Origin of the sequence: Paenibacillus sp. FSL H7-0690, from assembly GCF_037980415.1 — a bacterium.
Lineage (GTDB): Bacteria > Bacillota > Bacilli > Paenibacillales > Paenibacillaceae > Paenibacillus_AQ > Paenibacillus_AQ odorifer.
This window is the reverse complement of record NZ_CP150281.1, coordinates 2,424,606-2,446,405: the sequence shown is the minus strand read 5'-3', so window position 1 is coordinate 2,446,405 and position 21,800 is coordinate 2,424,606. Positions and strand designations below refer to the sequence as shown.

Here is a 21,800-nt window from a genome sequence, read left to right as displayed (position 1 = left end):
CATTCTACCTACAATAAAGCGCTTGCAATATGGAGTTTCTATGAGTGAGCTTGTGTTTTCTTTAGGGTATAATCGGTAACGGCCAACCCTCTACTACTACATGATCATTTTTGAAATAATTGCAACTTATACTGTTAATAAGATTCCCCTGCAGGATGATCCCTTTTCCAGCAAGAAGTCGAATACCGTTCGTATTGCCAATCAGCGAATTTGCGATCAATTGAACGTCCTGCGGGTCGCCCGCTCCGATATCATTTGCTTTGCTATCGCCGGGATCATGCTCAAGGGATACAGCCCAATAATTCGACGCGGTGTTGTTGCGAATGATATTCTCCTTAATGATAGTACCTGGCCCGTTCAAAATCTGAATGCCCTTGGCGTTCTCTATATGCGTTGTATTCTCAATCACATTTCGCTCAATGACTGTATCCGGGGTGCCCATAGTTACATTGATTCCTTCTCTTGTATTACGAATCGTATTGTCATGGATATAGTTACGCGGTCCTGACTTACTGTGATTGCTGGGTGCTGTACCCCCGGTGTTTCCCAGTCCGATCGCCGCGCCGTAGGGAATATCGCTAATCACATTGCCGTATATCTCGTTCAAATATTCGAGTTCTCCGTGCAGATCGATGGCATCCAGCTTTGTATTCATAAACTGATTGTTTCGCAGGACATTGTTATGGGCAACAAATTGGATCAGCGCCCCATGCCGCAAATAAGGGCCTTCGAAATGGGAGTCCTCCACAACATTCCAAACCGTGTCGTTCTCATACCCGTTGCGATCCTGCTTGGCCATGCCCTGAATCGACACACCATAGCCAGCACCGCCCGGACCTACATCTGTCGCATTTCGGAACGTGCTGCGGCGTACGACGATATCACGGCTGTTGTCGATACGCACACCCATACGTGAATACTTCTCTACAGTAACTCCATCAACCGTGACGTTGTATGACGGAACTTCACCAAAATTTGCGATGGTAATCATGCTGTCGGGACCACCGGCGTCCGGGTTGTTCACTTTGTGATCCGTCGTGTAGACACCGTTCCATGTAGAAGTCAATGTGAGATTAGTTATGGACAGATCATGCTGTCCGGATACTTTCATCAGGGCGCTGTTTTTTACCTTATTGAGAGATGTCTTGAGGATGGTTGTTGATTGATCCTCACCGCGAAGGTTTACTCCTGACTTGAGCTTCAAATTGACAAGAGTATCCAATGTTGAGTTCAAATTATAAACCCCAGACGGCAAATAGACCTCATCGCCGGACTCAGCACTGTTTATGGCAGCTTGAATAGCAATACCGTCATCTGTGTCGTTATCGGCGAGATCAGCATTATAGTCCAGCACGTTCAAGATGCGCCCAGTGGTTGTAGGTGAGGAATGAACCGGATGCACCGTACCCTCAGGTTCGGTTAATCCGGGAGCTTTGAATGGGATCGGTTCCCGGGGTGGATTAGGCGTGTAGTTCGGGATGCTGGCTACAGGTGTATCGCCATTTGCGAACGGCGCATAGATGTTTATCTCCGATAAACTTGTAAACGCGCTGCCATCAGAATTCCCAAGACCTACGATACGCACATATCTGGCTTCTGTGTCAGGAAAATCAAAAGGTTGCATCTCTATGGTTCTGTACATGCTTGCACCAGTCCATATGGTAGTCCAAGCCAAACCGTCATTTGAAGTTTCGATACTCAATTGAGCCGTACGCGTGTCACCTTTATAAACGGCAATACCTAAATAACTGATCTGCTTCCGTTCGCCTAAATCGTATTGGATCCACGGGCTGTTACCTGCGGCGGACCAACGGGTGAACAAGTTATTATCGATGGTATTCGTTGCGATATTGCCATCGCTGTCGCTGGCTGTCACGTTTGCAATCGCGTAAGGAATGATGGGTTCTGTAAGCGTTGACCGGGTAAAAGAAAGCGGTACGGATGTATTGCCCGACTGATCCACCGCTTCAACCTTAAAACTGTACGCCGTGCTAGGGCTAAGCCCGACGGCTGTATACGTTGCATCGGTAACATTGGATAACAGGGTGCTATCCCGGTATACGCGATAGGAGCCGATACCTTGATTATCGCTGGCGGCCGGCCAAGAAAGTTGAATGAACTCTGTACCTATATTGACAGCTTTCAGAGAACTTCCATCCGGCCAGGAAGGTTTCTCATGGTCGCTTGAAGGTGCAACCGCTTCTTGAACAACCAGCTGTGGACGGGGGTTGCTGTTGCCATTAGCTTCTTTCGAATAGACATTGAGGGAAATTCCAGTGCTTGCCGCATCACCAAGCAGAAAAGCGATATTACCGCCCGATGCGGACAATCTTTCTCTGACAAACTCGGACACATCGATGCTGTAAACCTGTGGAGCTCCTGATTTGTCTGCCGTTACGGTAAATTTCCCACTTAACGAAGCAATGGTCAGATCCGTGACAGGCGCATTGCTCCAAGTCAGCTCCGATTCAGTCCAATTTGTATCCTTTAGGCCGAATAACGAAAGTTCGAGGTCCGCATTGGATGAACCCTTTTTGGCAGCAACATTAAAAATATACCTGTTTGCAGGATTGCTATATGAAGAGACATCAAATTTAAAATACACATATTTCTTGTTCTCGGCGCCAGAAGAAATACTGAACAATCCATTGCTGCTGCCCGTCGCGCTATTGAAGTTTACAGTGGGCTTGCTGCTGTCGATGACTGCATCGTCGCTCGGTGCCAGAATGGCTAGATCGCGATATACAACCTCATCATCAGGTGTTGTTGCCGTTCGATTCTTTACATATTGATCCATAAAAGCCCAAGCCTCGGCGCTTGCTTGCTCAGCCGCTTCGCCTATAAAACCGTGACCTTGTTTAGGTACAATTTTGACATCGACCACTTTCACGCCTGCATCCTTCAATTGATTGGAGAACGTAATACTGTCCGTATATGGGATCGTCGAATCCACATCCCCATGGCGGATGAAAAAAGGCGGATCGTCCGGTGACGCATAAGTGCCAGGCATAGCCAACCTTGCCTGGTCTGGCACAGAGAACGCGTCGTTCCCGCCTAAAAGCGCTTTTACAGATTTATAGCTATTAGCGAAGTTTGTTGTAAAATCCGCTGGACCGTAGAGATCGACAACGGCTTGCACTTGATCAGAATATTGCTGCCAACCGCCATTCCCTGCCAAATCCGGAACATTTACGGTATGTCCTGTATCCAATGTGATTGTCTCGCCTGACTTAATGTTCCCAGTCGTACCGAGTAGTGAGGCCAGATGCCCCCCTGATGACGAACCCCATACACCGATCCGACTCGGGTCCAGATGGTATTCTGCCGCATGCGCGCGCAAGTAACGAATAGCAAGCTTCACATCCTGAATTTGCGCCGGGAATGGCGCTTCCGGGGTTAAGCGGTAATCCAGCGATACTCCGATATATCCTCGCTTGGTTACATAGTTGCAGATACTGGCAAGGGCTTGCTTCCGGTCTCCGTGATTCCAACCTCCGCCATGAATGTATACCATCACTGGCACGGGTGCTTGAGGCAGGATCTTGGGTACGGCAATCGAAGTATAAATCGGCCGCGTTCCAGCATTCCCAATCCGCACATCTTCATACAGCTTAACGCCTTCAGGAACCACAAACGGCTTAGGTTCAGCCGGTGTAGGGATTGGCACCGGTGTCTCTGCGGGTGGTATTCCGGGAATCGCTTGAGCTTTGAGGGCGACACTATCAATGTACATATTCGCGCTCATAAGCTCCCCCACACGAACCCGGATTTTGACGTTCGGGTTGTTGTCAGCTCCGCTGCCCAAGTTTTGGACTTTGAGTTGGTTCGGCTCACTGTTCTTTTGTTCCAGCGTTCCTGGGGGCAGCTTAAATTCCTCCAACGTTGTCCAATTTATCCCTCCGTCACTTGACCATTCTACGATGACGCTTCCTCCGATGTAGGAGGATGCCCGTGTATAATAACTCAATTGAAGATTGCGGTACCCCGTCGAATTCACTGGCAGCGCCAATGCATCCTTGCCATCGATTTTCACCAGATTCGGTACGGACGGGGCCGTGGACGAAACCGAAGTTTTCGCCATACTGTTTCCTTCGCCTTCCTGCAGCCAAGGCCCCGGAATGGCAATACCACCGGTAGATCCAAAATTGTCAGGGTCATCGAAGTTTTCCTCGTAGAGCGTAACATAGTCATCGGTTATTCCGTCTGCATAAACTTCAGTAAGCGCTTGCATTTTCAAAGGCGAATATAACAAAGCCAAAGCCAACAGTACTCTAATGCCCACTCGAAAAGCTTTCCTATATAGTCCGTTTCTCAAATGAATTCCTCCCTGACATGGTATAGGTAATCACAAGCATTATGGAGTTCAAACCTCTTGTGAGATGCAGCTTATTAATGTCGGGACAAAATCACACCGTCGTTATTGTTATAACGTTCTGTTGCTTCCTTGACGACGTCACTTCCCCCTTTCTGCAGCCATTCCTCCACCACCTTCGGATAGTCAGAAATCGGCTTTTTTCCGTATACCATATTGATCACATGCGTCAATATAACTGGTGGCAATTTATCTCCACCTGGGGTGATGTCCGGGTTTTTCTGATAGCCTTTTACTTGCGGTTCAAATTGAATCCCGTCGCGTCCCTCATTCGCAAGTACTGTGTCGTAGAGCTTCATCAAATCTTTTCCTTCGGGTGTGAGACTAAGCGCACCTTTATTGTAGGTAGTATCCTGTACGAACCACAGCAGGATTTGACGGAACGTTTCTTCATCAACTTCATCAGCTGTTTTCGGTCTGTTATAGTTAATATTTCCGTTCTCTACAGTGTAGTTTTCCCCTTCAATTCCGAAGGTAAAAAACTTCTCCGCTTCGTCACTAACCATCCAGTTGAAAAACTTGACGATCCCGGCAGGGTCTTTCGCATTCTTGTTAATTAAATACGCTCGCGGCACCGTACCGACAAGACGAAGTCCCCCCTTACCGTCTGGCCCTGTGGGCGAGGCGATCAGCTTCATTTTACCAGTAGGCACCTGTTCTCTTAGCTGCTGATCCCATTGGATCAACAGGTTCGCATTCATGTTCCAGATGCCCGCCTTGCCTGCAAGAATATCGTTCTTAAATTTCGTGGGATTAATTGTGACGAATTCCTTGTTGATCAGTCCTTCGTCGAACATTGTCTTGTACGTTTGGATCGTCTTTTGCATATTTTCGATATTCATAAATTTCGGGACAATTTGATCCCCTTGTTTCATAAAGAAATTAGCAAAGGTATCGTAAGATCCGAAGAACATATCCGAATATACAAAGTCCTCCCGGCCCATATAAGGATTCTCCACACCCAGCTTCTTAAAAGCACGCATGACATTCAGGAAGTCATCTACTGTTTTAGGCTCTGGCAGCCCTGTTTGTTCCAAAAGATCCGCACGAATCCAAGTTGCCCGGCGTGACGGATTGGACAGCCATTCCGGAATCGCATAGATATTACCTTTGGCATCGGTCTCCTTCTCCCATGCCTCCTTCGGAACTTTCTTGAGAAGATCCTGCCCATACTGCTCAAGCAATTCATTTAGGGGCATGAATACTCCGGCCTCCACGGAACCTGCCAACTGAGGGTTCGTCAACCCAGAGCTTGCTTGCACGACATCCGGAATGTCGTTGATCGCGAACATTTGAATCATTTGCGAATCAAAATTTTTCTGCTGCATCAAACGGATGTTAAGATCTGTATTTGTAAGTTCCTCCAGCTTTTTGACCCATTTGTCATCATTGATATTCGGATGATTGTCTGCATACGAAATGTTTCCGCTCCGGAACGATATGGAGAAAGCAGTGGTTTTTTCCGGACTCTCCCCTGCTTGTTCTTCTCCCCCCTTATTAGAAGAGGAACATCCATTCATAGAGACGGCTAATAATGAAACTCCCACCATGGTAAGCATCCAACGCTTCATTTCCATCAACTCCCTATTATAAAATTGGGGACACTTCAGTAGAATGACTAGAAGTTCGGAGGGGTTCGATCATGGGCCGCAACAGCTTGGCTAAATGCTCGCTCATTAGCGTGTGTCCATAATCGGAAGGATGAATCAGATCGGAGGTCAGCGAGGTAAGATCGCGCATGACTGATGCGCCATCCAGCAGATGTAGTTGTGGATGTTTATTGCTTTCACAGTAACGAAGCAGCACTTCGTTAAAAACCGCCTCTTGGACATGAAGAAGATGGCCTGTATCAAGAAAATACGTTGCACGATTCGGATAAATCGTAGTAACGAACACAGGTTTGTCAGGATGATTTTTGATAACCCGGTCCAGCATGTAAGACACTCTACGCTTGAATTCCTCGGGAGACACTACAGCACGCATATTGACACCAAGTTCCAGAAACAGAAAATCCCAATCCTCACGTTCAGCCAGATGATCGGCAACTACGTCCTCGCAATAACAAGATCCGCTAAGCGCAAGATTTAGCACATCCACACCAAGTCTGCGCGCTGTCTGCTGTAAGTAACCATTGAAATGATGCGTGGATCCCGCGCTCTGGCTGATGGAAGATCCATAGGCGAGCATCGTAAGCTTCGGTACCTCTTCCGGTCTAGGCGCACGTACTTCACAACCAAAAGCATCCACGTCGTAGAAAACAGCTCCGAAACGATCAAAATGCAAACGCCATACGTTAGAGGAAAATCCAGACTGATTCAGCCGCTTACTTGATACCTCTGTAAAACGTTCCGGCTCCTCCAAGTGCAGAGTGGTTACCGTACCCGCCTGCAGAAAATGCTGAGAATGAAAAAAATCCCCTCTGCATACCACAACGCGGCCGTTACTATCATTCGATCCGACAGTGACCCTAACATGCTTGGATTCGGTGACAAACCGCAATTCGCAGCCGTTCGATTGTATAGCTTTGGTTCTTCCTTTCTCTGACAAGCCATTGCGCACATGCTGTGGAAAACGCTGGAGATGCAATCCAGATTGATAGGGTTTATGAACCAGCTCCGAAACATTGTGAAAATAAACGCCTTCCTTTTCCATCTTTGCAGCTACACCACCTTAATAAAATCGAGTTCGCGTTAACTCATATCTGACTTCTATTGCATCATATAATAACAACAAAAGCACAGTCAACAAGTTTTTATGTTTATTATGAGTCATATATGAGTCAAGTCTTGTGCAACAAACAAATACTTCAACATAACAAAAAGCACAGATTCAGAATTGAACCTGTGCCGGGATTTTCACATAAACTTTCAGTCCTCAAGAGTGCTGAGTCTCCTGATTTACCGCATTCAATATTTCCTCAAGCCTGCGGCATAACTCGTCGTTGTCCAGTAGACCTGAAACAAACAACATGATATCACGTTGAATCTCTTTCAACTGGAGGTTGCTCAAACCCAGCTCTGTAACCAGACGATAGGTAGGGAAGATCTCACGATAAAGCTGAAAACGGGCCGGACGATAACCCACTTCCTCACCTTCCCAATCCATCACCAAACGGTTGGCTGCAATATTCAGCGTCTTGCGCCTAATGATCAGTTGTGCCTCATGTGAGGTGAGAAAATCAACGAGCAGCATGGATGCATCCTTGTTCTGTGATTTGCTGTTAACCGCCAGTCCATTTATAATCAGCAGCGTATCAGCATTTTGCAGCCGCGGCAATGGAGCAATATCGAATGCCAAATCGGATTGACGCAATTGATTCAAGAAGTAATAGGTCGTCATAATCATGGACACTTTGCCTTGCAAGAACAAGGCTTCCGCATCCGCATCGCTCTCGGACAATACGGCTGGAAATACATCTTTCATGCCTATCAGCTTACGAATGGTTCCTAAACTGTCGAGTAGCTTTGAGCCACTGAACCGGAATTTGCCTTCGTCATCCTGCTCTGCCGCAAACGTCGTACCGCTCTGAAGCAGGAACAACGGCCACCGGTTACGAGAAGGCAAATAAAAATAAAAACCATACCAGTCATGACCTTCAGCTACCTTTCGACCATTAGCAAACAAATCGTCCCAGGTCCAGCTACTGTCTGGTGGTGATACGCCGGCTTCCTTAAAGTGCTGTTTATTATAACAAAGCACGACTGGAGAATAAATGAAGGGGCGAACGCGATTACGGTCACCATACCGGAACGGGTCGGAAAGAAAACGATACGTGTCCGGCTGTTCCTCCATCGGCTCCAGCAGCTCCGTACAGCCTTGCTCCAAAAAATCCTGATAATTGTTATTATTCATCAGTACGACATCCATGATTTCCGACTGCAAATATTCCTTCAAAGATGTCGAGTAGTTTCCTGAAGACAACTCGAGCGGCTGAACGTCGATATGCGGATAGCGTTTACCGAACTCATTCAGTAGCTCTTGCATCTCTACAAGCTTGGAGATGGTGTTCACATATCCGAACTTGATCGTCGTTCTGCCTTCCTCTACCGGAGGAATTATCCGATTGCCAACACGCGGAATTTTCTCAATTAAGCCTTCATCCACCAGCACCTTGAGCCCGTTGCGCACAGAAGCGTTGCTAAGTCCGAAGCGCACCTCTAAGTCGCTTTCTGAAGGAAGATAACTGCCGATCGCTATACTTCCCGAATGAATTTCATGTCGCAAGGTTTGAATCATTTCCTCTAGCCTGATACGGAAAAATTTTCTGCTATTCCTTTTCTGCATTGGGTTTCCTCGCCATCTTCCGATTAATCGAGCCCATAGGGACAAGTTTATATAGTATTCATCATACTGAAATCCTTTGGGAACGACAAGTATCGGAGTCTGGCCCCATATAGCGTATGTTCTGCACCCACGTTGTCATAAAGAGCGGTCAATACACCGTAATCCTCTTAATACCCCATATAACTCTCCAAACCGGCTGGATCTATAATGAGCATTTGCTTGTTTCCGATTAGCTCAATAAGACCTGAATCTTCAAACCTTGAGAATTTTCTGCTAATAGTTTCGCGGGTGACCCCAACATAACTGGCCAGCTCTTCACGAGACAACGGAAGGTCAATATGAATATGAGTGCCACGCTGCTTACCATATTTGTCGCTGAGTTCCATGATCATATAAGCAATTCGTATTTCGGGATCTTTGGTCGCCAGGCTTTGCGCCAGATTTTCCGTATGGGCTAGTCTTTTGGTCACACTCTTCAGTAGTCTGAGCGAAATATCCGGATTATCCCTCATTAGCTGCTCCATATCCGTTCGGGTCAGCATGCAAATGTTAGTGTCTTTCAGAGCATAAGCACTGAAGTTACTCAGCTCATCGCTGTTAAAAATGCTCAGTTCTCCGAAAAAGTCTCCATTCGTCAAGATGTGCAAAATTTGTTCCTTGCCCTCAGGAGTTGTTTTGGATAATTTAACATGCCCTCGCTGAATAATGTACAGCGTATCTGACGGCGCCCCTTCCAGAATTAAAGGTTGACCTTTAGTAAACTTACGATGCTTGATCATAGCGCTGATCCGGGAGAGATCGTCATCGCTTAACGCAGCAAAAATAGGCACCTTGCGGGTACAAGGTTCAGCAGCGTATTGGCAAGAATACTCCTTCATAACTGTCCCCCCTGTTGTTCATTTTTTTGTACAACTCCTACTTTCCTTTAGGATACAGAAGTTTTTTTGTCTTCAACCGGCGCAAAATGACTGGTATCTTCACCGCATACCGGACAGACCCAATCTTCAGGCAAATCTTCAAATGCAGTGCCTGCAACAACATCCTCATCGGGATCGCCTAATGCCGGATCATAGATATAACCACAGGGTAGACAAATGTATTTTTTCATCTTTATCATCTCCTAAAAAGTTAATAGTTTAGTTCAACCTGGTTTGTACTTCAGCCATAATCTCCTCGATGCTACTCCCGTTAACATCGATCCCCTCAAGGGAGATGCCATACTCAACAGCGGTTTTATACCCAAGAGAAGCAGCTGCACCTTGCCAGGATATCGCACCGATCATTGTGTTATCTTTCACATAGATACGCGTATACGCCCCATTGTCATCTCCGCTTACCGCCGTATCGCAACACTGTTCATCCACGTTGCCTATCGAAAATAAAGAGATACCAAAGGCGGTAAACAAGGTAACCGGAACAGCTCTACGATACGCCGTCAGATTGGCGACCATATTACTGCCGGCAATCCTGCCCTGCTCAATCGCTCCGCCCCACAGTCCTTCCACATGCCCGTTAATTTCAGCCACATCTCCGGCTGCATACACATGCGGATCATTTGTTTGCATTTGTTCATTTACGATAATGCCCTGCCGGACTTGAATATTCGAGCCACTTACCAGTTTCGTATTCGGTACAATACCAATAGAGTAGACTACATGGTCACAGGAAAAATGAGATTGGTCGTGCAGCGTAATTCCGGTAACATACTCAGTTCCTGTTATAGACGCTACATCAGCTCGAAGAATAACCTTCACACCTGCTTGTTCAAGGTTCTCTTTAAGAAGCTGTGAGGATTTCTCATCAAGCTGTCTGCCCATCAACCGGTGAAAAGCTTCGATCACCGTTACCTGATATCCAGCTTCATGCAGCGCCCAAGCGGTTTCGATTCCCTGCACTCCCCCACCGATTACGGCTACATGGCTGCCATCCTGCAGGTTTTCTTTCAATCTGTCCGCGTCGTTCATATCCCGGAGGGTATGAACATTGTTCAGGGCGAAGCCCTCAAGGGAGAGTGCACGATTCTTCGCTCCCATACACAATAAAAGCTTATGATAAGAAACACTCTGCCCATCTTCTGTCACAACTATTTGCCGGTCCGGGTGGACAGAACGGATTCGGGTCGAGGTTTTTACGGAGATACGGTTATCGCGGTACCATTTTTCCTTTTTAATCAGCACCTTCTCACTGTGCAGGTCGGTAAACAGCCCTTTGGTCAGCTTAATCCGGTTATAGGGCAGTAGACTTTCCTCCCCGAGGATCGAAATTTCCGATTCTGCGTCTTGATCACGGATGGCTTTGGCGGCATGGACGGCGGCTACTCCTCCGCCAACAATAACGTAATGTTTTGTCATCCTATGTTCCTCCTCCCTAAAATGAACTCAGCAGCAAATCCGAAACAAATTCAGCCGCATTTTTAATTTTTTGAACTTTCTCAGGCTCTTTCGGGGAAAATCTGATTCGTACAGGGAACTCTACATGTGTCATCCCCGTGGTTTTAATAACCTCAGATGTGCTTTGCACCGTCATGTTTGTTCCATTCAGATAATCCTGAATGACTTCAATGGCTTCACCACTCCAGCCGTAGGAGCCAAAGGCTGCAGCAAGTTTACCTTCCAGATTCATATTGTGCAATTCTTTCAGAATGTTCTCCAGGTTCCCAATCATGTCCGCGTATTTAGTGGAGCTGCCAATAAAGACCGCGTCCGCTGACGTTATGCTGTTCAGAATATCAGTGGCACTACTTTTATCTGCATCCCAGACCTCTGTCTCTATATTATTTTCCTGCAAGCAATCCTGTATGATTTTGGCCATCTTCTTGGTACTGTTTTTGATGGTGGTATATACGATGGTTGCCTTTTTTCCTTGCGTTGTTTCACGGCTCAATGTGGCGTACATCCCGATATATTTACGTATGTCCTTCCGGATCACAAATCCATGGGAAGGAGCGATCATCCGGATCTCAAGATCCTTAACAGCCTCTAACAGGGTTCTTACATATCTTCTGTGAGGATGAATAATTGCTGCGTAATAGCCCTCGAAATCTTCCGTAATATCAAACCCGGCTTCATCGCTGAATAGATTCTCCACCGCAACATGCGTGCTGAAAATATCACAAGGAAATAAGATTTGATCTTCGATACAATAGGTGATCATCGTTTCTGCGGTATGGAGATACGGTGTTTCTTTAAACAGCAGCGTTTTCCCGCCAATATCCAGCTTATCTCCGTCTTTAACCACCAGGAAGTTCCGGCTATGAAGCTTGTACATTTCCTGCAATTCGGGAACAGCAATCTCGGTGCATACGATCGTGGCATTTGCAGCCTTGGCAGCGAGAGCTGCCAGTCCACCAGAGTGATCAGGCTCTGTATGATTAATTACAATGTAATGGATATCTAGAAGATCAATCATTTCACCCAGACACTCGGCATATTCACGTCCGAATTCCATATCTACGGTATCAATGACAGTTGGCTTACCTGTTTTTAATAAATAAGAATTATAGGTAGTTCCTTTTGCCAGAATCAGGCGGTGAAATGGAACCTGGCGGTTATCGATTTTGCCTATCCAGTAAGTATCCTCGGCGATTTTTTTGAATTGTGTACTCATTTCTTTAACCTCCAATGTTTGATTGATAATGTTTATCAACAACCTTATTTTATTATGGCTGCCAAACAAAAAAGAGGATTTGAATCAAATTATAAAAGTTTGAAAAAAATGAATACCTTAAATTTAGACGATCTAAATAAAGTGATTATGCGTTGGGTCACATTTTAAATAAAAAGCCACACAAATGTTTGCACTTCGCCTTAAAGAAAGAATAACCCCTAACAACTTTATGCCATATCCTAATGAAAATAATAAAAAGGTGGATATCCATGACTGAAATACAAATAGCTGCTGTGGGAGATCTAATGGTCAAACGTTATATTATTTCGGATGCTAAACAGCCTGACGGAACCTATTCGTTCAGCCCCCTGTTTGCAAAAGTAGCTCCTTATCTGAATCAGGCTGATTTGACGATTGGCAATCTCGAAACCACCTTTGCTGGAAGCGGCCCCGAATGCCGGAAAAGCCCCCGATCAGGCGGTCCGATATTCAAATGTCCAGACGAACTGGCCCCTGCACTTAAGGAAGCCGGATTCGACGTATTAGTAACGGCCAACAATCATTGCATGGATTATGGTGCCCCGGGTCTGGTTCGGACGTTACGAGTTCTGGACCGTAATGGAATCGACCACACGGGAACAGCTAAATCATTAGAAGAATCCAAGAGAACGCTTATTAAAAACGTCAAAGGAATTACGATTGGCATCCTCTCCTACACAGCAGGAACCAACCGAATTCCTGTACCAGTGAGTAAGCCATGGCTGGTTAACCGGATATCTACGCCCAAGATCATTCGGGAGATTCGAGATTTAAAAAAGAAAGTCGATCTAGTCTTGCTTTATCTGCATTTCGGAAGCGAATATCGTTACACTCCAAACAAGAGGCAAAAAGAGCTGGTCAATCTCTTTTTTAAAAATGGCGCCGACATCATACTGGGGTCTCACCCACATGTTCTTCAACCGTTAGCGCTTCGTGGAAAAAAACAATTCGTTATTTACTCATTGGGGAATTTTGTTTCTACTAAACTAATGAATATTCCTTATACACAAAGCGGTATCATTCTTACGCTTAAAATAAAGAAGGATGAAAAAGGACACACGAGTATAACTAACGTAGGTTACATCCCGACTTGTGTAGATCGAAGAATAAAAAGCGGCAGGAAAATTACAGAGATCATCCCCATCCGCGACGCATTAAAGAGAAGCGACACCGACATAAAAACAGAGCGGCGAAATCTCATGAATCGAATGTTGAAACATACGACAACAATCTTAAAGAGGGAATAGAGTCGTTACAGAAAAATAACGTTCCGCGGAATTTACCGCGGAACGTTATAGATTTAGACCTCAAAACTGGGTTTGGGTTTAGCGTAAACGATCAGGCATCATTAATTTAAGGAATTCTAGAATACCATTCTCTACTACAAGTTCTTCTCTATCTTGATCAGCAAGTACTCTTCTGATGAGATCTTCTTTACCCTCCAGTACTTTACTTGTCCAATGAGGATCAATGATAAGAGATCGTCCTACTGCTACTAATTCAGCATTTGTCAACGTGTCCTCTGCGTCCTGTTTGGTACGGATATCTCCTACCCCAATTAAAGGTACTCGGCCATTGATTTTCTCATGCACATATTGCAGGATTGATTTTTCTTTAAAATCTTCTGATGCAGATACTTTCTTAAAATCCCCTAATGAAATATGCAGATAATCCAGCTTTTTATCAGCTAATTTATCAATAAGATAAAAGGTATCGGTGATTTTAATTCCAGGCTCTTCATATTCTTCTGGAGAAAAACGATACCCGACAATAAAATCCTTAACCTTTGAATTGTCAACGACAGCAATAACTGCATCCACTAATTGGTTAATGAAATTAAATCTTTTCTCTAAGCTTCCGCCCCATTGATCTTCACGACGGTTGGAGTGTGGAGAGAAGAATTGTTGGATTAAATATGTGTTTGCTCCATGAATTTCTACCCCGTCAAATCCAGCTTGAATAGCACGTTGAGTCGCTTTTTTAAAATCCTCAATTACACCGAAAATTTCATCTTCTGTTAATGCTCTTGGAATTTCTGCATTCGGGCGTTCGGCAGCAATGGCGCTGGAGGAAACGGGTTGTACGCCACGCAATATTTTTGAATCTGTCATTCTTCCTGCATGGAATAGCTGTAAAATAGCCTTTGTTCCATTTCGTTTAATAGTAGATGCTAATCGGCTGAGGCTAGGAATAAATTCATCGGAGGAAACACTAAGTTCACCTTCCCATCCTTTTCCACCCTCTTGTACATTTGCTGCCGCAGTGATGACCGCACCTACTTCGCCCGTTCTTAGCGAATAGTATTTCAATTCATCTTGTGTTACTACACCGTCATAAAAGCTCATTCGAGTGGTCATTGGAGCCATAACCACTCGGTTTTTTAATGTCAGCCCTCTGCGAAAAGTTAATGCTGTGTCTAGTGCTATCATCTTTTTCCCAACTTTCATTAAATTATATTTAGATAAATTATTATATACATGCGCATACATATAAATTACAGCAATGATTTATTCTTGTCAACTAATAAAGAACTGCTGTTGGATACAACAAAAAGCGCTGTTCCGCTGAACAGCGCTTTTCGCTCGTTATGAATCGTCCTTATTATTCTAGTTCGGCCGGTTTTACAATGGCTGCACCTTTATTATTTTTGGAATATTTAGCTTCGATTTTCGTGGTGTATGTATCTTTGGCTCCATCACTTACCAGCACATAACTCAGATCGACTATCAGCTTTTCCGTTTGCCAGGTCTTAGTATTGACGAATAATTTCCACGTTACGCTTTTGGGTTGAACTGTCTCTCCATCCCAGAGGTTCTCCTGGTCATAGAGTTTGATTATCCCCTTAGCTGCTGTCGGATCGGTTACCGTGAATTGTAAGACTGTTTGTGCGCCAGCAGTGCTGACTTTCATGGATTTTTTATAACTTTTGACCGAATCAAGCATGGAAACAGGATCGTATTGGCCTTTAGAGTAAAAGGCATCCCATTCCGTTTTCTCCAGTCCAAGCCAATATTGTGCATCAGGATCGATTGGCTCCCCGTCATCGTCGTAACCTTCATCTTCAGATTCATCGATCAGTTCACTTCCGTCTACAAGATAGTAAAACTCCTTGTCATTGGCATATAGACTGTACGATGTTTCTAAAAGACTACTAGCGACAGTGCCTGCTGCGGCAAAATTCGGCAGACGGTTGATATCCAGCTTCAGAGTGTTGGTGTTGCTGATACGCACCCCGCCGCTTTGAATATCCTGTTTTTTGGTCACATCCAGATGGAAATTCTTTATTGCTTTGGAGGCTGCCGTTACTTTGCTGATCATCTGATCCGCGGTTACTACTGTTGAGGTAGCTGCTGACACTACTCCTGGATTAGACATCCATCCGATCGTTCCGGACAGCAATAAAGCACCTACTGCCAAACTAGTACCTATTGTTTTGAAAAAACTGTTCATGTACTTCCCCTTTCGGCCCCTTGCGATAATGTAACGCCGTATAGGTCGAAATAATAAAAGAGCTCAAAATAGACTACATATTCTTAGAGCTATCCTTTATGCTTCATAAGACATCCCTATGGCGGCCTGGCGATCATTTCCTTCTGTCGAAAGGCTTTAGACCCATGACTTTGTGTCATCATCTTTCGATGATTTTACCTTTAACGCGGACATTCAATTAGTTTTAATTAGATTACGGACGCATGTCCCACCGCTAATTTTATCATGGTTATAATTACCTGTAAACGACTTATCTTCCATTCGAATTCGCTATGATACTCAGAAGAAATACTACAATCAAAATGAAAAATGAACGATTACATACGCTTATAAGTCTTATTAATGAGAACAGCAAAGACAGGGGGTGCAGCAAAATGAGTGACCGGGAAATTTTCGAGCTCTATAAAGAACAAGTATATTATTTTTGTTACTACTTAATGAAAAATCAGGCAGATGCGGAGGATATTTCCCAAGAGGTATTTGTAAAAGTTATCTTAGCGGATAAGTCGAAGGTAAGAAACTTGAAAGCTTGGATTTTACGAATTGCTTCGAATGAGTGCAACAGTGTGATCAAAAGGCGTAAGACGGGGTGGATGAAAGAAGTACGTAATTATTTACTATCCAGGTCTGAGGAATCAAACCCTGTAGAAAAACGTTTGGATCGACAGGAAACTAAAAAAGAATTACAAGGGTTATACAGTCAGCTTCCCGACAAAATCAGAATGGTAGTAGTCCTTCGTTTTATAAACGAATTGACTGTACCCGAGATCTCTAAAGTTATGAGCATACCCGAAGGAACTGTAAAATCCAGACTGAACAAGGGACTTAAAATACTAAATAGAATGGGTGGAACCCAACTAAAGGAGCTGAATAGTAATGAGTCTCTATATTGAAAAAGATAAACATATTCCCCGACCGGATTATGATTTGATGTGGACTGCCATAAAACAAGAAGCTTATACACGTCAAAGAAATCTGCATGCCTCCCAGAATACTCCTAGGTCTAATAAAAAGGTTATTCCTATCAGTATTGTCTTCTCTTGCCTCTTACTTGTAGCCATTCCTGTATTCGCTAGTATGACGATTAATTGGGATAAAATTGGTGGTCGAAGTGTGAGCAATGCATTAAATAACGGCATCGGTCAACAGTATAATCTTCAAACTTCCAGTTCAGGAGTAACAATGAATTTGAACGGTGTTGTAACTGATGGAGAAAAAATGAAAATGCTGTTATCACTTGATACTAAATCTGATCTATCCAAATATACTGGATTTGCTACAGAGGAAAACATCATGACTAGTGAATCCGGTGCCAAGGCAAAGGTATACGGTTATTTAGAATACGATCCTGAAAGCCAGAAACTCATTGGAGTATATGAGACACCTGATACATTAAAGGATGATAAAAAGGACTACAGGTTTGAAGCACGGAATCTCATTTTTTACAGTGATCGGAATATTCCCTTACAATCTAATCATCAAGCAGGGGATACTATCAATACTGGAGTTAAGCAATATCCAAGCATTCAAATCGAATCCGTTCGATATGTTTCCAATCAAACCATTATCCGTTACAAAGTCGCTGCATCACCATCTGACTTAGGACGGGGTAATCCACATTTGGTAGTTAGTACTGGTGGTCAAAAGAATGAAGCAATTCCAACCATCATGCCTAACGAAGGATCGGATTTATTTATTGAACAGGTTTTCAATATAACTGAATCAGATTGGAAGGAAGCTAGTCTTCATTTTAGTTACATTGAAGAAGCGAAACGATTTTCAGGTACGTGGAAGTTCGATTTTAAAGCAGATGGACAAAAAGCAAGTGAGGCGATTTACACTAAGAAACTGTATAACAGTCCTGAATTTCAAGAAAAGACCGGCATAACCTTAGATCAGCTAGTGGTTACCCCTTTGGATATCCAAATTCTAATAGATGAAAATGATTCGCTTAAAAAAGGAATTGTCCACTATAATACCGCTCAGTTGGTTATAGGTGATCAAACAATCACTGGGGGTTGGAATTTGAAAGGAGATCATTCCGAAAGCTACCAGCATTTATTTCAATTCGAATCTCCGGAATGGTATAACGACTGGTCCGATGTTCCAATGAAACTTATATTAAAGGATGCTGTCATTGAGAAACGTGATACTACTAAGAATTGGATCACTATAAACAAACCTAAAGAAGAAAAGCAGTTCACTTCACTTGATGTCGATGGGTTAAAAATTGAATTCACTTACTATACTGAGGGCGAAAATTTGATTGTCGAATCAACATCCAAATCTTCTGGCTTCAAAAGCGTTAACCAAACTACGTTACGGATTAATGGCAAAGAAGTGGTGCCTGAAATTACACCTAAGGGCATGATATCTACAGGAACTAATATTGATAGCTACAAAGATATCCCTTTCGACGAAAAAATCGAACTGAACCCTGGAATCTATAAATATAGCGATCCTAGCCGGAACGAGGAAATTAAACTTTAATGCAGGAAGTTAATCTATGTCCCGCCCTTTCTAGTTAATCCTAAGGGCGGGTTATTTATGGATAAAATCATTTCTGTTTATGTATCTCTTTTATTTCCTTCACAACAAAAAAAGCATAGAACGGACTCAAGTCCGCTTTATGCTTTCCATTATTAAGATAAACAATATTTAACCAGCGCATCTCGCACACCATGCTCGTTGTTAGACCCCGTGACAGCATTCGCTGCCGCTTTGACCTCAACCGGAGAATTATCCATCGCAACGCCCATACCCGCGTATGTAAGCATAGAAATATCATTAAAATAATTACCGATCGAAAGAACTTCCTCTTGCGGAATTCCCAGCTTCACAGCCAGATTCTTTAAGGCGTTGCCCTTGGAGGCTTCCGGATGCATCAAGTCAACGAAAAATTCACCACTGCGCAAAATATTGTACTCATGGGTCCAAGTACGCCATTCACGTTCAGCTTCGTCAAGGATTTCTGGTTGTGTAAATACAGTAAACTTAACAACCGGTTCACGGAAATCTTCCCATGCTGGCAGTGTAGCCGGCATGATACGGAAGTGTTCATACATATAATTGGCTTCTTTGGTCAGGTTTTCTACATTATCTACATACATATCAAAAGCCGTATTCACATCATAATGAATATCATGCTTTCTACAATAATCAATATAAGGGTCAAGACCACGAGCATCCATACCGTATTGATGCAGCACTTCCCGATCTTTCACACGAACCGTAGCAGCTCCATTATGACCCAGCACATAACCAGACAGCCCCATTTCCTCCATAAAAGGAATCGAGTTCTGCGGACTGCGGCCGGTACATAACACGATCTGCCCGCCAAGACGCGTAACCTCAGCAATAGCTTCTTTATTCTCAGTGCTCAAGTGGTGATCATCATTCAACAGTGTACCATCTACATCTAGTGCAATCAGTTTGTATCTCATACTCCCACCATCCTTGTCTTTCTTTTTCTATATATATTGAACCTGGCTATTTGAGTTAAGTTTCAGTCGCAACTGCGGTTAATATTTGGACTTCCAGCCGCTGTTGTTTCCAGATTTCTTGATTTATACCGTTTACTAGTGGTTGAAATCCGGAAACAAAGGCGGTCGCTATCGCTTTTACAGTTCCAAATTTCCCCTCCGCCACTTCATTCCCTAATCCCAAGTTTCCAAATTCAATTTACATACCATTTTTTCTCTATATTATTGTTCTAATGCTTCTGTACTTAAGAGTGCCAGTTCCTCTAGCGTAAGTTCACGACTAGCTCCCAGTGGCAGGCTTTCGTCCAGCTTCAATTCTCCCATAGATACTCGTTTCAGAAAAGTGACTTTTTTGCCGACAGCTTGGAACATTCGCTTAACCTGGTGAAACTTTCCTTCTGTGATGATCAGCGAAATATGTGAGATTACTTTACTGCCGCGTTCTCTTCCCAATATAGTTAGCTGTGCAGGTAAAGTAACATATCCATCTTCCAGCTCGACACCTGCCGCAAAAGCCGCTACATCGTCTGCATCTACGTCTCCCTCAACTGTTGCTTCATACGTCTTAGGGACATGCTTGCGTGGCGATAGTAGCTCGTGAGCAAGCTTTCCATCATTGGTGAGCAGAAGCAGCCCTACTGTGTCCTTATCTAACCTTCCTACAGGAAAAGGTTCAAACTGTACATATTCCTGCTTTAAAAGATCCAGAACGGTCCGATCCCGCTTGTCCTCTGTTGCCGACAGAACTCCCGGTGGCTTATTCATCATAAGATAAATAAATTCACGATAGGTAACAAGCTCGCCGCCAACCACAATTTTATCGTGATAAGGGTCTACATGAAATCCACTATCCTTGACGACTGCACCATTCACGGTAATTAAACCTTGCTTGGCTTGTTTACGAATATCGCTGCGTGATCCTACCCCCATATGGGACAATACTTTATCTAAACGCTGCTTTTTTGCAGTTTTCCCTGATAGGCTCATTCTTACATCCACCTCCAGCCTGCGGGATATTCATTCTTGAGCACACCGTCCTGCCACTTCCCCCAGCCTGCACTATAACCATCTATGCAGACCAGTACGTATCCTTTTTGGGTAGTTCCTATTTTAATAGAGAGACGTTCTTGACTAATCAACAATGTCTCTCCTTTAAGATAGGAAATAGCTTCATTACTCGTACTGGAAAGTGAGACACTTCGGCAGCTCTCTTCAGGGTGTAACGCGGTAGCCATTGGATGTCCTGGGATAAATCTGCCGTTACGGACATGTCCTACATACCATCCTGGACGAATCGCCTTTAATCCATTTAATCTTTCCTTAGGTAGTGGGGAGATGTACAGATGATCACCGAAGAAAATCGGATACCCTTTTGGCTCCCAGCCAAGCTGGTCTTTTATAAAATCTCCATATGCAGCTAAGGCTTGCTCTTCTCCTGAACCTTGACGGCCACGTTCAGCGCCAGCAGCAGATTTATTAGAGAACTTACCTTCTTTCCCTCGTCTGGCTTCTGGTTTGTTTGCGGATTTAATATGAGCAGTGCCTTTTTTATTCGTATTCCGTGTAACTGCACTCAACTTAACTTCGGCTTGATCACGTTCCTCTGCAGATACCTTTGGCCCCACATGCTGCAGCACAGCCATGAAATGTCCTTCACCTTTTACTTTATGCGGCCATAGTCTTGCTGTCCCTGATAGTTCTCCAAAACCAGGAGCAAATGAGCCAGTGCCTCCAACTGTAATCACCGAAAACTGTGGATGTTCAGAAATAAACTCCGCTATAATTTCTTCATTTTCTTCTGTAGCAAATGTACAGGTTGAATAGACAAGTGTGCCTCCCGGTGCCAACGCTATTGCAGCAGAACGTAAAATATCCCGCTGCATGGCAGCATATTTGGCAGGTGTACCTGAATCCCACTGCTTCACCATGTCTTCGTCTTTACGGAACATCCCTTCACCTGAGCATGGAGCATCAATCAAGATTTTGTCAAAATAAAGCGGGAATGCCGCTGCAATATGATCTGGACTTTCGTTTAGTACGATACCGTTGCGCACCCCATATAGCTCTAGATTTTTGGCTAAGGCTTTCGTGCGTTCTGGATGAAGATCATTGGTAATCAACAAGCCTTCTCCTGAGAGCTTGGCAGAAATCTGTGTGGATTTGCCCCCAGGTGCAGCGCATAAATCAAGGACACGATCTCCTGGCTGTACATCAAGCAGTTCCACAGGTGCCATAGCGCTTGGCTCTTGAATGTAATACAATCCCGCGTGATAATGTGGATGTTTACCTGGTCTGGCCCCATCCTCTGTATAGAATCCGGTTGGACACCACGGAATGGGTTCCAGCTCTAAAGTGGAAAGAGCTTGCAATTTTTCCACTGAAATTTTCAAGGTATTAACACGAACGCCTCCGTTAGGGGTCTCCTTGTACGAATCCGCAAATTGATTATAATCCGTTCCCAGCAAGTCCATCATACGCTCGCTGAAAGAACTGGGCAGTTGTGCCGCCATGATGCCGTCCTCCTGATA

General features: G+C 44.3%; 16 protein-coding genes and 1 riboswitch. Of the genes, 3 read left to right on the top strand and 13 right to left on the bottom strand.

Annotation, left to right across the window (positions count from 1 at the left end; genetic code table 11):
- Nucleotides 1-61: 61 nt before the first annotated feature.
- The 8 genes from MHI32_RS10585 to MHI32_RS10550 all read right to left on the bottom strand — a co-directional run bounded on the left by MHI32_RS10585 (nucleotide 62) and on the right by MHI32_RS10550 (nucleotide 12,262).
- Entirely contained in the window at nucleotides 62-4,315 is a 4,254-nt protein-coding gene (locus MHI32_RS10585) for an alpha/beta hydrolase fold domain-containing protein (RefSeq protein ID WP_340012306.1), read from the bottom strand.
- 74 nt (nucleotides 4,316-4,389) lie between these two features.
- Nucleotides 4,390-5,943, bottom strand: coding sequence for an extracellular solute-binding protein (locus MHI32_RS10580; RefSeq protein WP_076130127.1), 1,554 nt, complete (start codon nucleotides 5,941-5,943; stop codon nucleotides 4,390-4,392).
- Between the two features lie 16 nt (nucleotides 5,944-5,959).
- The gene (locus MHI32_RS10575; protein WP_076191358.1) at nucleotides 5,960-7,024 is read right to left on the bottom strand and encodes a GDSL-type esterase/lipase family protein; all 1,065 of its coding nucleotides are present in this window, start codon (nucleotides 7,022-7,024) and stop codon (nucleotides 5,960-5,962) included.
- Between the two features lie 222 nt (nucleotides 7,025-7,246).
- On the bottom strand, nucleotides 7,247-8,656 hold the full coding sequence (locus MHI32_RS10570; protein ID WP_076191356.1) for an extracellular solute-binding protein: 1,410 nt from the start codon (nucleotides 8,654-8,656) through the stop codon (nucleotides 7,247-7,249).
- A 167-nt stretch (nucleotides 8,657-8,823) separates the two neighbouring features.
- Complete coding sequence (locus tag MHI32_RS10565) at nucleotides 8,824-9,534, bottom strand: Crp/Fnr family transcriptional regulator (protein ID WP_051491610.1); 711 nt, start codon at nucleotides 9,532-9,534, stop codon at nucleotides 8,824-8,826.
- Between the two features lie 47 nt (nucleotides 9,535-9,581).
- The gene (gene rd / locus MHI32_RS10560) at nucleotides 9,582-9,764 is read right to left on the bottom strand and encodes a rubredoxin (RefSeq protein ID WP_076130123.1); all 183 of its coding nucleotides are present in this window, start codon (nucleotides 9,762-9,764) and stop codon (nucleotides 9,582-9,584) included.
- A 28-nt stretch (nucleotides 9,765-9,792) separates the two neighbouring features.
- Nucleotides 9,793-11,007: an FAD-dependent oxidoreductase gene (locus MHI32_RS10555; RefSeq protein WP_036689346.1), complete on the bottom strand. Its 1,215-nt coding sequence runs from the start codon at nucleotides 11,005-11,007 to the stop codon at nucleotides 9,793-9,795.
- A gap of 16 nt (nucleotides 11,008-11,023) precedes the next feature.
- A complete protein-coding gene (locus tag MHI32_RS10550; protein ID WP_036689344.1) occupies nucleotides 11,024-12,262 on the bottom strand; it encodes an FprA family A-type flavoprotein in 1,239 nt (412 codons plus the stop codon).
- 269 nt (nucleotides 12,263-12,531) lie between these two features.
- On the opposite strand from MHI32_RS10550, the gene MHI32_RS10545 reads away from it, so the two are divergent.
- Nucleotides 12,532-13,548 (top strand): CapA family protein, encoded by a 1,017-nt coding sequence (locus tag MHI32_RS10545; RefSeq protein WP_076305902.1) that lies wholly within the window; start codon nucleotides 12,532-12,534, stop codon nucleotides 13,546-13,548.
- Between the two features lie 78 nt (nucleotides 13,549-13,626).
- On the opposite strand, the gene MHI32_RS10540 is transcribed toward MHI32_RS10545, so the two are convergent.
- Together MHI32_RS10540 and MHI32_RS10535 are read right to left on the bottom strand one after the other, a co-directional pair.
- A complete protein-coding gene (locus tag MHI32_RS10540) occupies nucleotides 13,627-14,730 on the bottom strand; it encodes an NADH-dependent flavin oxidoreductase (RefSeq protein ID WP_076301374.1) in 1,104 nt (367 codons plus the stop codon).
- Nucleotides 14,731-14,902: 172 nt separating this feature from the next.
- Nucleotides 14,903-15,751 carry a DUF6612 family protein gene (locus tag MHI32_RS10535; RefSeq protein WP_076301216.1) on the bottom strand — a complete coding sequence of 283 codons (849 nt, stop codon included), beginning with the start codon at nucleotides 15,749-15,751 and terminating at the stop codon, nucleotides 14,903-14,905.
- 117 nt (nucleotides 15,752-15,868) lie between these two features.
- A riboswitch (cyclic di-GMP riboswitch) is annotated at nucleotides 15,869-15,960 on the bottom strand.
- 204 nt (nucleotides 15,961-16,164) lie between these two features.
- Here MHI32_RS10535 and MHI32_RS10530 point away from each other — a divergent pair.
- Both MHI32_RS10530 and MHI32_RS10525 read left to right on the top strand, forming a co-directional pair.
- Nucleotides 16,165-16,683 (top strand): RNA polymerase sigma factor, encoded by a 519-nt coding sequence (locus tag MHI32_RS10530; RefSeq protein ID WP_036689341.1) that lies wholly within the window; start codon nucleotides 16,165-16,167, stop codon nucleotides 16,681-16,683.
- A complete protein-coding gene (locus MHI32_RS10525) occupies nucleotides 16,667-18,280 on the top strand; it encodes a DUF4179 domain-containing protein (RefSeq protein ID WP_340012304.1) in 1,614 nt (537 codons plus the stop codon). The genes MHI32_RS10530 and MHI32_RS10525 overlap by 17 nt, the downstream gene beginning before the upstream one ends.
- 152 nt (nucleotides 18,281-18,432) lie before the next feature.
- On the opposite strand, the gene MHI32_RS10520 is transcribed toward MHI32_RS10525, so the two are convergent.
- The 3 genes from MHI32_RS10520 to MHI32_RS10510 form a co-directional block, all read right to left on the bottom strand.
- Nucleotides 18,433-19,233, bottom strand: coding sequence for a Cof-type HAD-IIB family hydrolase (locus MHI32_RS10520; protein ID WP_076280260.1), 801 nt, complete (start codon nucleotides 19,231-19,233; stop codon nucleotides 18,433-18,435).
- Between the two features lie 261 nt (nucleotides 19,234-19,494).
- Nucleotides 19,495-20,259, bottom strand: a complete 765-nt coding sequence (locus tag MHI32_RS10515) for a pseudouridine synthase (RefSeq protein ID WP_076186699.1) — start codon at nucleotides 20,257-20,259, stop codon at nucleotides 19,495-19,497.
- A 2-nt stretch (nucleotides 20,260-20,261) separates the two neighbouring features.
- Nucleotides 20,262-21,782, bottom strand: coding sequence for an RsmB/NOP family class I SAM-dependent RNA methyltransferase (locus tag MHI32_RS10510; protein WP_076280261.1), 1,521 nt, complete (start codon nucleotides 21,780-21,782; stop codon nucleotides 20,262-20,264).
- Nucleotides 21,783-21,800 lie beyond the last annotated feature (18 nt).